We start from the raw sequence: 12073 nt of genomic DNA, 5'->3' as shown, positions 1-12073 counted from the left end.
GATCCGCTCCAGGCGGCGCTGCTTGTCGCGCATCCAGGCCGGCATCTCGTCGCCGCGCCGGTCCGCCCCGAGTGCGCTGTCCTCTGCGGCGTCGGCTCCTTCGGCCTGCGCCAGCCACCCCGCGACCTCGGCAGCCAGCTCGGCCTCGGCTGGGCCCATCCGGCCGTAGCTCATGGCCTTGTGCTTGGAGGCATTGGCCCGCAGCTTGGTGCCGTCCACCGCGACGTGGTTGAGCCCGACCAGGCCGGCGCGCCGGCACAAGGCGAGCACCTGCACGAAGAGCGCGGCCAGGGCGGCGAGATGGCGCCGGCGGAACTCGCTGATGGTGCGGAAGTCCGGCCGGTTCAGCGCCGTCACCGCCTGGAAGTCCAAGCGCTCTTCGCAGGCGCGGGCGATCCGCCGCGATGAGTAGACGCCCCGGCTGTAGGCGTAGAGCAGCAGCGCCACCATCATCCCTGGATGGTATAGCGGATAGCCACGGAGCTCGTCGTAGGTCGACAGAATGGCCGAAAGGTCGAGCTCCTCGGCCACGATGTCGCGGACCAGGTGCGCCGGATGCCCCTCAGGGACGAACTCATGCACCGAGGGCGGCAACAGCCAGACCTCATCCACCTTCCAGGGGCGAAAGCTCTTCATCATGCCGGCGAGCGAATCACCGCTCGTCCCACATGTCGAGCCTCCCCACACGTTACCGGGACGGGCTCCTAGGCCAGCAATATCGTCGGCAGTGCTGCTCGGCTCGGGCATCACGGCAGAGATCGAATCACACTCCGCCTAAACCATCCGCCGAAGGCCGCTTACCGGATCTGCACGGGATCTGACTTGGATCTTACGGACGTTTTTTCAGAACGCTGGTAAGGACAGGCGGCGGGGTGGCAACCGCGGTGGGCATCGACAGGCCAACGCTGCCCTCGACCGCGTGGTGGTCGTGCGCATGCGCACTTATTAGCCCACCCTTGACTACGTCCGGCGCCGTACGGCTGAGGGCAAGAGCAAGCAGGAAATCATTTGCTGCCTCAAACGCTTCGTCGGAGGCGAGATCTTCGGCACTCTCTGCCTTCTATCCAAAGCCGTCTGCCCAGCCCAAGACGCCGCTTAACTGCTGTAGGAGCAATGGTGCCTGCCAGCCGTCACCGTGGCTGGGGCAGAAGACACGTCGGACAGGCGGTGACGGAAGATCAGCGGTATCCGGGCGGTTGGCGCGAGACATTGCCTTAAGATGGTAAGGCTCGGCCAACGCACTGCTTTATATATTAAATCGAACTGAAAACCCTAGCTTATTTCGCGCTCTGAATCTTAAAATCAAAAATACCGTTGGGGATGAGATCCGGAAATGTCGTCAGCCAATATCACCAATAAAGTTAAAGGGGAACAGCCCTTTATAATGCCACCAGTTGCGGGAGCTCGAACGATCTTGCTGTCCCCTCTTCCCGGCGTCAGCCGCCCTCGTTCGGGTCCGTGCTGTCCCCCTCGCCGAGCGCACGCTGTAGAAGCACGGTGTCCAGCCATCGGCCATGCTTGCGGCCAACCGAGCGGAGGGTGCCGACAAGGCGGAACCCGAACGCTTCGTGCAGGCGCACCGAGGCCAGGTTCGCGCTATCGCCGACCACGGCGACCATCTGCCGCACCCCGAGCGTCTCGCATTGCGTGAGCAGCTCTTGGAGCAGCAGGCGGCCAATGCCGCGGCCGTTGACGTCGTGGCGTACGTAAACGGAGTTCTCCGCCGTGTTCCTGTAGGCGGCGCGCGGCCGGTAGGCGCTGGCGTAGGCATAACCGAGGATGGCGCCGTCACTGCCCTCGGCGACCAAGTAGGGCAGCCCGCGGGCGAGGACGTCGGCGCGCCGCCGCCGCATGTCGTCCTCGTTGGGCGGTTCGGTCTCGAAGGAGCCGGTCCCATGCAGGACATGGTGGCCGTAGATGGCGGCGATGGCGACGATGTCGTCCTCCGCCGACGGCCTGACGCGGATGGTGTCGAGTTGCCCTGTTGCTGGGGCGATGTCCTGTGTGTTCATGCCTACAAGACTGCGGCCGCCCGCTCGGGAGCGAAAGGAAATTTATCTGATCCGCGGCATCAGGATACGTTTCTGCATGCATGACCCAAGCCTCCACCAGCTACGGACCTTCCTCTCGGTTGTCGAGACCGGTGGCGTCACCTCCGCCGCGCAGGCGCTCGGCTTGACCCAGCCCGCAGCCAGCCAGCAACTCCGCGAGCTGGAGCGTATCATGGGCGTCCGCCTGCTCGAGCGGGTCGCTGGGCGGGCCGTCCCGACCGCCGCCGGGCAGGCCCTCGTTGAACCAGCCCGGCGGGCTCAGGCCGCCGTCGAGGATGCAAGGGCAGCCGCCGCGGCCCACCGGCTCGGCGAGGTGGGGCGCGTCCGCCTGGGCACGGGCGCCACCGCCTGCATCCACCTCCTGCCGCCGGTGCTGGCGGAGCTGAACGAGCGGATGCCGGGCCTTGAGGTAATCATCGCCACGGGGAACACGCCGGACATCCTCCGCCGGATTGAGGACGGCGACCTGGATGCGGCGCTGGTCACCCTCCCGGCCGCCCTGTGCCGCTCCCTCTCCACGGCCCGGATTGCAACCGACCCGCTGGTGGCGCTCCTCCCCGAGGCCATGGCGCCCAAGGGTCGAGCCTCGCTCACAGCGGCCGAGCTCACAACCGGCTGCCGCTCATCCTCTACGAGGCCGGAGCGAACACGCGGACGAGCATCGACGCGTGATTCCGGCGGGCGGGCTTGGTCCCGCGGCCCATCATGGAGTTGGGGAGCGTCGAAGCCATTAAGGTGCTGGTCGCCAGCGGCAGCGGCTCCTCGGTGCTGCCCGCGCTGGCGCTCGGCGGCGATAGGTGCCACCGAACGGTCGGTGGTCGATGACGGCCACCGTCCAGCTCGCGGTTCGCGCTCGGCTGCTGCGACCTGGGCGGCGGTCCCGGACCCGAGGACAACGAGGTCGTAGGTGTCAGGCATGGGCCTCTCCTCCGATGTGGGGTGCGACGCACGCCGAACACCCGGAGAGGACCCTAGGACCTGGAGCAGCTGCAGGTTCAAGGCGCCTTTCCCGGCTGGCCCTCAAGAAGTGCGGCGCGTTCAGGGGATGCGTAGAGCGCCTCCACGATGGGGCAATCCGGCACCGACCCGCCCTGGCAGCGCGACGCGACTTCGCTCAGGGTACGCTCCAGCCGCTCGAGGTCAGCGATCTTCCTCCGCACATCCTCGAGGTGCTTGAGGGTCACGGCCTGGACGTCCGAGCACGAGCTATGGCCGCCGTCGACGAGCCTTAGGAGGCTGCGGACCTCGTCGAGACTGAAGCCCAGCTCCCGGCTCCTGCGGACGAAAGTCAGCCGGGCGACGTGCGCGGGCCCGTACACCCGGTGCCGCCCCTCAGTCCGGCCCGGGGCGGGCAGCAGGGTAATCTTTTCGTAGTACCGGATGGTCTCGATGTTGACCCTCGTCTGCATGGAGAGGTCGCCGATCGAGATGCCCTGCTGCCTGCCGTCCATCGTCATCTCCCAGGGCGGAGATTCCCCCTTGAATCTGTAGTTACTACAGGTCCTACCTTGGCCACAGATGACGGAGAAGGCCAAGTGGCCATGAGTGACCAAGCGGAACGGGGCGTCCTCGCCCCCGAGGAAACGGGGGAGCGGACCAGGGATGGAGGTGGCCCGCCGAAGGCATTGCTGGCCACGGTGGGGCTGCTGGCCGCCCTCGGGGCGTCAAGCTGCTGCCTGCTGCCCCTCGGCCTGTTCCTCGTCGGCGTCAGCGGCGCTTGGATCGGCAACCTGACCGCCCTGGCACCCTACCAGCCGGTCTTCGTGGCCGTCACCCTGGCCTGCCTCACGAGCGGGTTCTTCGCGGTCTACCGCAAGCCCAAGGCCGCAGCCTGCGCCGAGGGCTCGTACTGCGCCCGACCGGCCTCCGACCGGATCGCCAAGGTCGCCCTCTGGAGCGCGGCCGCCCTCGTCGCGGCGGCTCTCGCCTTTCCTTACGCCGCGTCGATCCTCCTGTAACCGTCCTGGAAAGGAAGCCGGACATGAAGCCGATCACCCGCCTCGCCGCCGCCCTGGGCCTCGTCCTGGCCACCGGCACCATGGCCTCCGCCGCCGAACAGATGGCCACCCTCGAGGTGCAGAACGTTTCCTGCGTCACCTGCGCCCCCATCGTGAAGCGCACCCTCACCCGCGTGCCCGGCGTGAGCCGGGTGGCGGTCACAGAGGGCAACGGGACGGCCACCGCGACGGTGACCTTTGACACCGCCAAGGCCGATGTCGCGGCCCTGGTGCAGGCGACGACCAACGCTGGGTTCCCGTCGCGGGCGGTGCAGTAGGGCAGAAGCCGTCGGAGGTCCCATGGACACCCTCGAGCGGATGATCGGCGCCGTCGGCCAAACCTTCGCGCCGCGCCCCGGTGTGTTGATGCCGAACTGGTCGCTCGTCACCGAGCCGACGGCGCGCGAGGCGCTCGCCGCCAGCATGGTTTCGGCGCAAAGGGCGGAGAAGTGGTCATGCCTCGACGCGGCTGAGGACCGGGTCTGGCAGGCGGTCCTGCACGCCTTCGCCCGCTCCGGCGCGGCGCCAGAGACGGCGCGGCTTGCCACCGGAACCGGCCTGGACGGGCCCGCGGTCGCCGGGGTGCTGCGCGCGCTGCAGCGGCGGGATCTCGTGGTCCTGGACGAGCGTGGCACGACCGTGACGGCCGCCTACCCTTTCAGCGCGCGGGAGACCGGCCATCGCGTCCAACTAGACGGGCTGGCCGAGGTGCACGCCCTCTGCGCCATCGACGCGCTCGCCATGGGGGCCATGCTCGGCTGCGACACGGCCATCGAGTCCTCCTGCCCCGAGTGCGGCATCCCCATCCGGATCACAACGCGCGACAAGGGGTGTGCGCTCGCCTCGGCGACGCCTGCCACTGCCGTCGTGTGGGCGGGAATCCGGTACGCCGACGGGTGCGGCGCGACCTCGGGCTGCACAGTGAAGCTGTTCTTCTGCTCCGACGAGCACCTCGCGGCGTGGTGCCAACGGGTCGACCAGGGCGGCGCCGGGTTCCGGCTCTCCGTGGAGGCGGCGCTGCAGGTCGGCAAGGGCCTATTCATGCCGATGCTCGCTCCGCGGCCCGAGGAGGACGGGGCATGAGGCTCGCCCTTTCCCTGGCCGCCGCCTCCACAGGGCTGTTCGCCCTCGTCGCCGTCGTCCTAGGCGACCTCTGCTGCCCTCCGGCGGGCTTCGTCGCCCACTTCGCGCCTACGGCCGCCGTGGCGGCAGCGCTCGACTCCGGCGGTTCCGCCGAGCGCGCGGGCGAGGACCGCTGACATGGAAAACCGCAAGCTCATGGCCACCGGCATCGTCGGCTTCGTGGTGGCCGCTCTGTGCTGCTCCACCCCGGTCCTGGCCGTCCTGCTCGGCGCCGTCGGCCTCTCGGCCATGCTTGGCTACCTCGACTACGTCCTGATCCCGGCGATGATCTTGTTCCTCGGGATCGTCGCCTACGCGGATTACCGGCGTCGACGCTCCGCCTAGGCCGCTTGACCAAGCAAAAGCAAAGGAATCACTGTGAATTTTCTCGCACCGCAGCCCGCCCAGCATGACTGCTGCAGCGCCAAGTCGAGCCGTGGCGAGCGCGAGCCGGACCTCGTCGTGATCGGCACCGGGTCGGCGGGCTTCTCCGCGGCGATCCGCGCCTCGGAGTTCGGCGCGAACGTCGTGCTGGTCGGCGACGGGACCATCGGCGGCACCTGCGTCAACATCGGCTGCGTGCCGTCGAAGGCACTTATCCGGGCGGCAGAGACGCTGCACCAGGCTCGCACGGCCTCGCGTTTCGCCGGGGTCACCGCGGTAGCACGGCTGGAGGACTGGAAGGCTCTCGTCGCGCAGAAGGACGAACTGGTCGCCAGCCTCCGGCAGGCGAAATACGCCAACCTCCTGCCGGACTACCCCGACGTGTCCTACGTCCCGGGGCGGGCGCGCCTCACCCCCGACGGCGCCGTCATGGTGGGGGACAAGGCCTACCGGCCCGGCAAGGTCATCATCGCGACAGGGACGTCGGCCGCCGCACCGGCGATCCCCGGGCTGGACACGGTTCCCTGGCTCACCAGCACGACGGCGATGGAGCTCGAAGCACTCCCCGCCTCGCTGCTAGTGATCGGCGGCGGCGTCATCGGCGTCGAGCTTGGCCAGATGTTCGCCCGCTTCGGCGTGCGTGTGACCATCGTGTGCCGCTCCCGGCTGCTGCCCGGCGCGGAGCCGGAGGTGAGCGCGGCGCTATCCGAGTACCTCCGCGCCGAAAGCGTCGATGTTCGCTGCGGGGTGGCCTACGAGGCCATCCGGCAGGCCGGAGACGGCGGGGTCGAACTCGCCGTCCGGGGCGCCGACGGCACCGCCGTGACGCTCCCCGCCGAGCGCGTCCTCGTGGCCACCGGTCGGACGCCGAACACGGCCGGGTTGGGCCTGGAGGAGGCTGGCGTGGCGCTGGACGACCGCGGCGCCGTCCAGGTTGACGACCGGATGCGCACGACGCGCCCAGGGATCTACGCGGCGGGCGACGTCACCGGCCGGGACCTCTACGTCTACATGGCGGCCCATGGCGGCAAGGTCGCCGCGGAGAACGCGCTCGGCGACGAAAGCGCGCCGCGCTACGACGCCACGGCCATGCCGGAGGTGACCTTCAGCGACCCGCAGGCGGCGAGCGTTGGCCTGACCGAGGCGGTGGCCCGGCGCGCGGGCCTGGAGGTCGAGACCAGGGTCGTGCCGCTCGACCAAGTTCCCCGGGCGCTGGCTGCCCGCGACACGCGGGGGCTAGTCAAGCTCGTGGCGGAGCGGGGCAGCGGGCGGCTCCTAGGCGCGCACATCCTGGCACCGGAGGCCGGAGACAGCATCCAGACCGCCGTCCTGGCAGTGAAGCACGGGCTGACCGTGGCCGACCTGTCCGCGACGATTTTCCCGTACCTGACGACGGTCGAGGCGCTGAAGCTGGCCGCGCTGAGCTTCTCCAAGGAGGTCGCAAAACTGTCCTGCTGTGCGGGGTGATCAGAGCGGACAGCTACGTCCGCTTGCAGATTATAGAGCGGACAGCTACGTCCGCTTGCAGATTATAGAGCGGACATACGGGCGCTACGCCCTGTACAGCCGCTCCCCAGCCATCTCGGTCATCTACAGGCGAGTACGCAGTGTCCGGTTTCGGGACGGCGCCCGTGGCAAGTTGATGACCGACATCGGCGCACAGCTGACGTAAGCGTCCGGCCTCCATCGCCTTCCCTGGCTCCTGACGTGCGTTGAGGCTAGCGGCCTTAACGTCGGGCGTAAGGTCGGCTGTAAGGTCATGGATAGCGGGACGGTCGAGATCATCACTGGGCGCGAGCGGCGTCGGCGTTGGAGTGTGGCGGACAAGCTCCGCATCCTGGCCGAATGCGATGCACCTGGCGTGCAGGTGGCAGAGGTAGCGGCTCGACATGGCGTCTACCGCAGCCTGGTGTTCCAGTGGCGGCGACAGGCCAGGGACGGCCTGCTGGTGGCTGAGCGGACACCGGAGTTCGTGCCAGTCCGCGTCGCCGCCGATCGCCACGGCGAGGCGATACCGGAACCGGAGCCTGTACCGCCGCCACCCACCGCCGTCGGCAACCATGACGATGATGTTCTTGACCGGCCCCGAGCCGCCCGCGGCGTCGTCGCCTGGCGGCTGGGATGTTCCGGATTCCATGTCTGCCATGTCTGCCCCCGTGCGGCTTGCCTGTGCCCGTGGCCGCTTGGCTGGCAACGGGCGCGGCAATGAAGCGGGAGCGATGAGGGGCGTCGATGGATGTGAGGTTAAGTTGCCGTAGCGTTATCAAAGGGTCGGCAATGTCATTGCCAAGCAGGCAGCGCGCTTGCACCCGGGTTTGTAGGCGGCAGGTTACTCGCAATACATCTCTCTCGGCCGGGAAGCGTCACGCAGATGCCAGCCACCGGCCACGCTTCGGCGGCGTCACGCCTCCTGGGAGGTACCCGCCGGGCCCAACTGCGGTGACAACGCTTGCACGATGCGGCACTCGGCGACGGTACCGTGACGGCACTGGCCGATGAGGTCCCGCAGTTCGTGCCGGAGCGCCTCGAGGTCGGCAATCTTGCGTTCGACCTCCTCTAGGTGCTCGCGGGCCACCCGGTCCACGGCGTCGCAGGGCTGGTTTCGGTCGTCGGCGAGCTGGAGCAGGTCGCGCACCTGGTCGAGCGAGAACCCGAGGTCTCGGGCACGACGGACGAAGCTGAGCCGCTCCAGGTGCTCCGCTCCGTAGGCGCGGTAGTTCCCGGAGGTGCGCTCGGGCGCCGCGAGGACACCGACCCGCTCGTACCAGCGAATGGTCTCCACCTTGGTGCCGGTCGCCTTCGCCAGGTCGCCGATGCTGAATGGGATTTCCGACGGCATGCCCTTGACCCTGTAGCGGCCACAGGGTCCATATGAGGCGCCATGCTCCCCTGGCGCAACCCAGGGGCAACCCGAGAACGGGATGGTGGCGATGGCGGACAGCGAACTGGTTGAGGTGGGCGCGAAGTCCCGAGCGGCTCTGCGGTACCGGGTCGAGGGCATGGATTGCCCCTCCTGCGCCTCGAAGATCGAGACCGCTGTCGGCCGGGTAACGGGCGCCGAGGACATCCGGGTCAACTACGGCGCTCAGATCCTGGCCTTCCGGCTGGACGAGGCAGCCACGCCCCGGTCAACCATCGAGGCCCAGGTCCGCAAGCTCGGCTACGGCATCGCGCCGGTCGAGGCGCCATGGGTCGTTGCAGGTGAACCGGGCGCCGCCGAGCCCGAGGTCCGCAGTCCTGTCCGCCAGCGCTGGTGGAGGGGCGCCAAGGCCCAGCTGGCCGCCGTGCTCGGTGGGCTGACCGCGGCCGGATTCGCCGCCTCGCTCGCCGTCCCTTCCCTGGACCACTGGGCCTACCTCCCAGCCGCCCTGCTGGGCCTTGCCTTCTTCGGTCGCAAGGCCATCGCCGCGGCGCGGGCCGGTTCGCCCTTCAGCATCGAGATGCTGATGTCGATCGCAACGGTCGGCGCCATCGCCATCGGCGCGACCTCCGAAGCGGCTGTCGTGGTGTTCTTGTTCACGGTCGGCGAACTTCTGGAGGGGGTCGCCGCAGGTCGTGCCCGCACGGGCATCGAGGCTCTCGGCGCCCTTGTGCCGAGGACCGCGCTGCGCATCGAGGACGGCGCGGCGCGCGAAGTGCCCGCCGCCAGCCTCAAGGTCGGCGACCTCGTGCTGGTTCGGCCGGGTGACCGGGTCTCGGCGGACGGCGAGGTCGTCGAGGGCGAATCCGAGGTGGACGAGAGCCCGGTGACTGGCGAGTCCGTCCCGGTCCCCAAGGTCGAGGGCGCCCAGGTCTTCGCGGGCAGCGTCAACGCCTCCGGCGCGCTCCAGGTCCGGGTGAGCAAGCCCGCCTCGGACAACACCATCGCCCGCATCATTCGCTTGGTGGAGGAGGCGCAGGAGGCCAAGGCGCCGACGGCCCGCTTCATCGAGCGGTTCTCGGCGATCTACACGCCTATCGCCGTGGCCGTTGCGGCGCTGGTCGCTGTCGCGCCACCGCTTGTCGTCGGCGCGGACTGGGACACCTGGATCTACCGCGGCCTGGCGCTGCTTCTCGTCGCCTGCCCCTGCGCACTCGTCCTTTCGACACCCGCCGCCATCGCATCCGGCCTCGCCGTCGGCACCCGGCGCGGCCTCTTGGTCAAAGGCGGCGGCGCCTTGGAGACCATCGGCCGCGTTCGCACCGTTGCCTTCGACAAAACCGGCACCCTGACCGAGGGGCGTCCGCGCGTGACGGATGTGCTGGCCCTCTCCGGCTCGGAGCGCACCATGCTCGGCCTCGCCGCCACCGTGGAGAACGGCTCCAGCCATCCACTCGGCCGCGCCATCCTCGAGCGGGCGATCGCGGATGGGATTCCACTGCGCCCGGCCAAAGATGCACGCGCCATCCCGGGCAAGGCAGTCGAGGCGGTCGTCACCGGCAAGCGCGTGGCAGTCGGCTCGCCCTCGTTCGCTACCGAGCAGGCGCCTCTCCCGGCCGACGCGGCGCGGACGGTTGCGGAGTGGGAGGGTCAAGGAAAAACCGTCGTCGTAGTCTCCGTGGACGGCGCGCCCACCGGCCTCATCGCCGTTCGCGACGAGCCGCGGGCGGACGCCGCCGCAGGCGTCCGAGCGCTGCGTGACCTTGGGGTTCGCGCGGTCATGCTGACTGGCGACAACCCGCGGACCGGCAAGGCCATCGCCTCCGCGCTCGGCCTCGACGTCCAGGCTGGCCTGCTGCCCGAGGACAAGCTGCGAGAGATCGGCGCCCTCAAGGAAAAGGCACCGGTGGCTATGGTCGGCGACGGCATCAACGACGCGCCCGCGCTCGCGGCGGCCTCGGTCGGCATCGCCATGGGTGGCGGGACCGACGTGGCCCTCGAAACCGCCGACGCGGCGCTGCTGAACAGCCGCGTCATGGACGTGGCCGCCCTCGTCGGCTTGTCCCGCGCAACGCTCTCCAACATCCACCAGAATGTCGCCATCGCCCTCGGCCTGAAGGCGGTCTTCCTGGTGACCACGGTGGTCGGCGTCACCGGTCTTTGGCCCGCGGTGCTGGCCGACACCGGGGCGACGGTGCTGGTGACCCTGAATGCCCTGCGGTTGCTGGGATACCGGTTCCAAGTGACGACGCATGGCTGATGATCTGCCGACAGAAAAAGCTGTTCAGCGCAGTGTCGGTCACTGCCGCCGAGGGTTGCCTCGCCATCACTGAAGGCAGTCTGGCTTCAGTTCCAGCACCAGAGGCATGCCCCCATGCGGAACTCGAGACCCGGCATGACAACCATCTCGAGTTCTGCCTCCGCTCCCCCGTGTCGCGGACGCGTCTGGCCCGCTCGTGCGAACCGACGATGGCGAGTTCTGCCGCCCCAGGTGGCGCGGCGATGGGGTCGGTGATCCCTAAAGGATCATCCGCCAACTCGATTGGCTCGTCCTGCGCCGCCGCGGGAATGGCAGCGGATAGAGCCGAAAGTAGTAGCAGCGCCGCAGGAGAGTGAACGAGCGACAGGCGGTAGGACATCAGGGCTTCCATCGGCGGAGGATGTTGTCGGCTCGGCAGGCTCATTCGCCGCCGCAAAAGCCAAGCCGAAGCTGTGCCCGTCCTTCTCACTGCGTCAATGCTTGCCAAAAGGGCCGCAAATCAGATGCAGCGCTCTCGGCCAACAATCCGCAAAACATGAGTATAACGTACCGATTCTTCAGCAGCTATTCTCGAATTTTCCAATGGTTGTTCCGCATCCGTGCGTCGAGGGCGCCTGTATTGCTTTCGGGTCAGAACGACCCGGGAGACTAACATGGCGCACGATACCTACGTCCAAGACGGCAAGCTGCTCTACTCGACTGATCTCAACGCCTTGAACAACTCAGGCGTCGATGGTCGCGTTGTGATGCTCGTCGATCAGGACACGCAAACCCTGACCGTGGACATCCAGGCCAGTGGCCTTGAGCCAGGGCCAATGCACATTCAGCATATCCATGGCTTCACCGACGACACCGATTCCAAGTCGCCCACCCTTGCCCAGGACACTGATGGTGACGGTTTCGTAGAGTTGGCTGAGGGTTTGGCAACCTACGGTCCGATCCAACTCAACCTGACGCTGAACCCTGAGAACGCCGCCCATGACCATGGCACTGAGGGGCACGACCACACCGACGAGGCGGTATTCCCAACCGTCGGTGAGGATGGGAAGTTGAGCTACCGCGAGGTGTTCACCTTCTCGGCGGACGACCCGAACGCCCAGGCCATCTTCGACGGCATCACCCCACTCGAGGCCAAGGAAATCGTCATCCATGGCTTGACGACCAACGCCAACCAGGGCGTCGGCACCGAGGGCGAGGTGGACGGCACTGCTGGCTTCAAGCTGGTGTTGCCGGTTGCCTCGGGCGAACTCGGGGGCGTTGCTCCGGCGGCGGACGTGCTCCAGGCGGTCAGCGACCTCGGGCTGAACCCGAACGACATCGTCGACTGGAATGCCATTGCGGCTGAGGCCACGGCGAACTTCGAAGCCACTGGGCAGTGGTTCATCTGAGCACCGCCCTG

At 68.2% G+C, this 12073-nt stretch carries 14 protein-coding genes; 10 read left to right on the top strand and 4 right to left on the bottom strand.

Going from position 1 to position 12073, the window contains the following annotated elements; translation table 11 throughout:
- A partial coding sequence (locus BLR02_RS24320) for a transposase (protein ID WP_143018274.1) occupies positions 1–639 on the bottom strand: 639 nt, incomplete at its 3' end.
- A 797-nt stretch (positions 640–1436) separates the two neighbouring features.
- Positions 1437–2012, bottom strand: coding sequence for a GNAT family N-acetyltransferase (locus BLR02_RS24310; protein WP_090664967.1), 576 nt, complete (start codon positions 2010–2012; stop codon positions 1437–1439).
- Between BLR02_RS24310 and BLR02_RS31155 the strand changes: the two genes are divergently transcribed.
- Entirely contained in the window at positions 1918–2958 is a 1041-nt protein-coding gene (locus BLR02_RS31155; RefSeq protein WP_408735543.1) for a LysR family transcriptional regulator, read from the top strand. The two genes, BLR02_RS24310 and BLR02_RS31155, sit on opposite strands and share 95 nt — an antisense overlap.
- An 88-nt stretch (positions 2959–3046) precedes the next feature.
- Here the strand turns inward: BLR02_RS31155 and BLR02_RS24300 are convergent, their stop codons facing one another.
- On the bottom strand, positions 3047–3502 hold the full coding sequence (locus tag BLR02_RS24300) for a MerR family transcriptional regulator (RefSeq protein ID WP_090664966.1): 456 nt from the start codon (positions 3500–3502) through the stop codon (positions 3047–3049).
- A gap of 90 nt (positions 3503–3592) precedes the next feature.
- Here BLR02_RS24300 and BLR02_RS24295 point away from each other — a divergent pair, with 90 nt between their 5' ends.
- From BLR02_RS24295 to tnpA, 7 genes are all read left to right on the top strand, one after another.
- Positions 3593–4009 (top strand): mercuric transporter MerT family protein, encoded by a 417-nt coding sequence (locus BLR02_RS24295; RefSeq protein ID WP_090664973.1) that lies wholly within the window; start codon positions 3593–3595, stop codon positions 4007–4009.
- Positions 4010–4032: 23 nt separating this feature from the next.
- Positions 4033–4326, top strand: a complete 294-nt coding sequence (locus BLR02_RS24290) for a heavy-metal-associated domain-containing protein (protein WP_090664965.1) — start codon at positions 4033–4035, stop codon at positions 4324–4326.
- A gap of 22 nt (positions 4327–4348) precedes the next feature.
- Positions 4349–5131 carry an alkylmercury lyase family protein gene (locus tag BLR02_RS24285; RefSeq protein ID WP_176849782.1) on the top strand — a complete coding sequence of 261 codons (783 nt, stop codon included), beginning with the start codon at positions 4349–4351 and terminating at the stop codon, positions 5129–5131.
- Complete coding sequence (locus BLR02_RS24280; RefSeq protein WP_090664963.1) at positions 5128–5307, top strand: hypothetical protein; 180 nt, start codon at positions 5128–5130, stop codon at positions 5305–5307. Before BLR02_RS24285 ends, BLR02_RS24280 begins: the two co-directional genes overlap by 4 nt.
- A 1-nt stretch (position 5308) precedes the next feature.
- Positions 5309–5515 carry a mercury resistance system transport protein MerF gene (merF, locus tag BLR02_RS24275; RefSeq protein WP_090664962.1) on the top strand — a complete coding sequence of 69 codons (207 nt, stop codon included), beginning with the start codon at positions 5309–5311 and terminating at the stop codon, positions 5513–5515.
- A 33-nt stretch (positions 5516–5548) separates the two neighbouring features.
- Positions 5549–7021 (top strand): mercury(II) reductase, encoded by a 1473-nt coding sequence (gene merA / locus BLR02_RS24270; RefSeq protein WP_281201122.1) that lies wholly within the window; start codon positions 5549–5551, stop codon positions 7019–7021.
- Between the two features lie 292 nt (positions 7022–7313).
- Entirely contained in the window at positions 7314–7763 is a 450-nt protein-coding gene (gene tnpA, locus BLR02_RS31150) for an IS66-like element accessory protein TnpA (RefSeq protein WP_090664959.1), read from the top strand.
- Positions 7764–7955: 192 nt separating this feature from the next.
- Here tnpA and BLR02_RS24255 read toward each other — a convergent pair whose 3' ends face one another.
- A complete protein-coding gene (locus tag BLR02_RS24255; protein WP_090664958.1) occupies positions 7956–8393 on the bottom strand; it encodes a MerR family transcriptional regulator in 438 nt (145 codons plus the stop codon).
- A 91-nt stretch (positions 8394–8484) separates the two neighbouring features.
- On the opposite strand from BLR02_RS24255, the gene BLR02_RS24250 reads away from it, so the two are divergent.
- Positions 8485–10674, top strand: a complete 2190-nt coding sequence (locus BLR02_RS24250) for a heavy metal translocating P-type ATPase (RefSeq protein ID WP_090664957.1) — start codon at positions 8485–8487, stop codon at positions 10672–10674.
- 653 nt (positions 10675–11327) lie between these two features.
- On the top strand, positions 11328–12062 hold the full coding sequence (locus tag BLR02_RS24245; protein WP_090664956.1) for a CHRD domain-containing protein: 735 nt from the start codon (positions 11328–11330) through the stop codon (positions 12060–12062).
- The last annotated feature ends 11 nt before the right edge of the window (positions 12063–12073 follow it).

This window comes from Belnapia rosea, assembly GCF_900101615.1.
In the GTDB taxonomy this organism is placed as follows: domain Bacteria; phylum Pseudomonadota; class Alphaproteobacteria; order Acetobacterales; family Acetobacteraceae; genus Belnapia; species Belnapia rosea.
This window is presented reverse-complemented; position numbering and strand designations above follow the sequence as displayed.

Coding starts and splice junctions, on each gene's coding strand:
- BLR02_RS24250 (WP_090664957.1), top strand. CDS start 8,485: ATGGCGGACAGCGAACTGGTTGAGGTGGGCGCGAAGTCCCGAGCGGCT.
- BLR02_RS24285 (WP_176849782.1), top strand. CDS start 4,349: ATGGACACCCTCGAGCGGATGATCGGCGCCGTCGGCCAAACCTTCGCG.
- BLR02_RS31155 (WP_408735543.1), top strand. CDS start 1,918: ATGGCGGCGATGGCGACGATGTCGTCCTCCGCCGACGGCCTGACGCGG.
- BLR02_RS24300 (WP_090664966.1), bottom strand. CDS start 3,502: ATGGACGGCAGGCAGCAGGGCATCTCGATCGGCGACCTCTCCATGCAG.
- BLR02_RS24245 (WP_090664956.1), top strand. CDS start 11,328: ATGGCGCACGATACCTACGTCCAAGACGGCAAGCTGCTCTACTCGACT.
- BLR02_RS24290 (WP_090664965.1), top strand. CDS start 4,033: ATGAAGCCGATCACCCGCCTCGCCGCCGCCCTGGGCCTCGTCCTGGCC.
- BLR02_RS24295 (WP_090664973.1), top strand. CDS start 3,593: ATGAGTGACCAAGCGGAACGGGGCGTCCTCGCCCCCGAGGAAACGGGG.
- BLR02_RS24310 (WP_090664967.1), bottom strand. CDS start 2,012: ATGAACACACAGGACATCGCCCCAGCAACAGGGCAACTCGACACCATC.
- BLR02_RS24280 (WP_090664963.1), top strand. CDS start 5,128: ATGAGGCTCGCCCTTTCCCTGGCCGCCGCCTCCACAGGGCTGTTCGCC.
- BLR02_RS24255 (WP_090664958.1), bottom strand. CDS start 8,393: ATGCCGTCGGAAATCCCATTCAGCATCGGCGACCTGGCGAAGGCGACC.
- merF (WP_090664962.1), top strand. CDS start 5,309: ATGGAAAACCGCAAGCTCATGGCCACCGGCATCGTCGGCTTCGTGGTG.
- tnpA (WP_090664959.1), top strand. CDS start 7,314: ATGGATAGCGGGACGGTCGAGATCATCACTGGGCGCGAGCGGCGTCGG.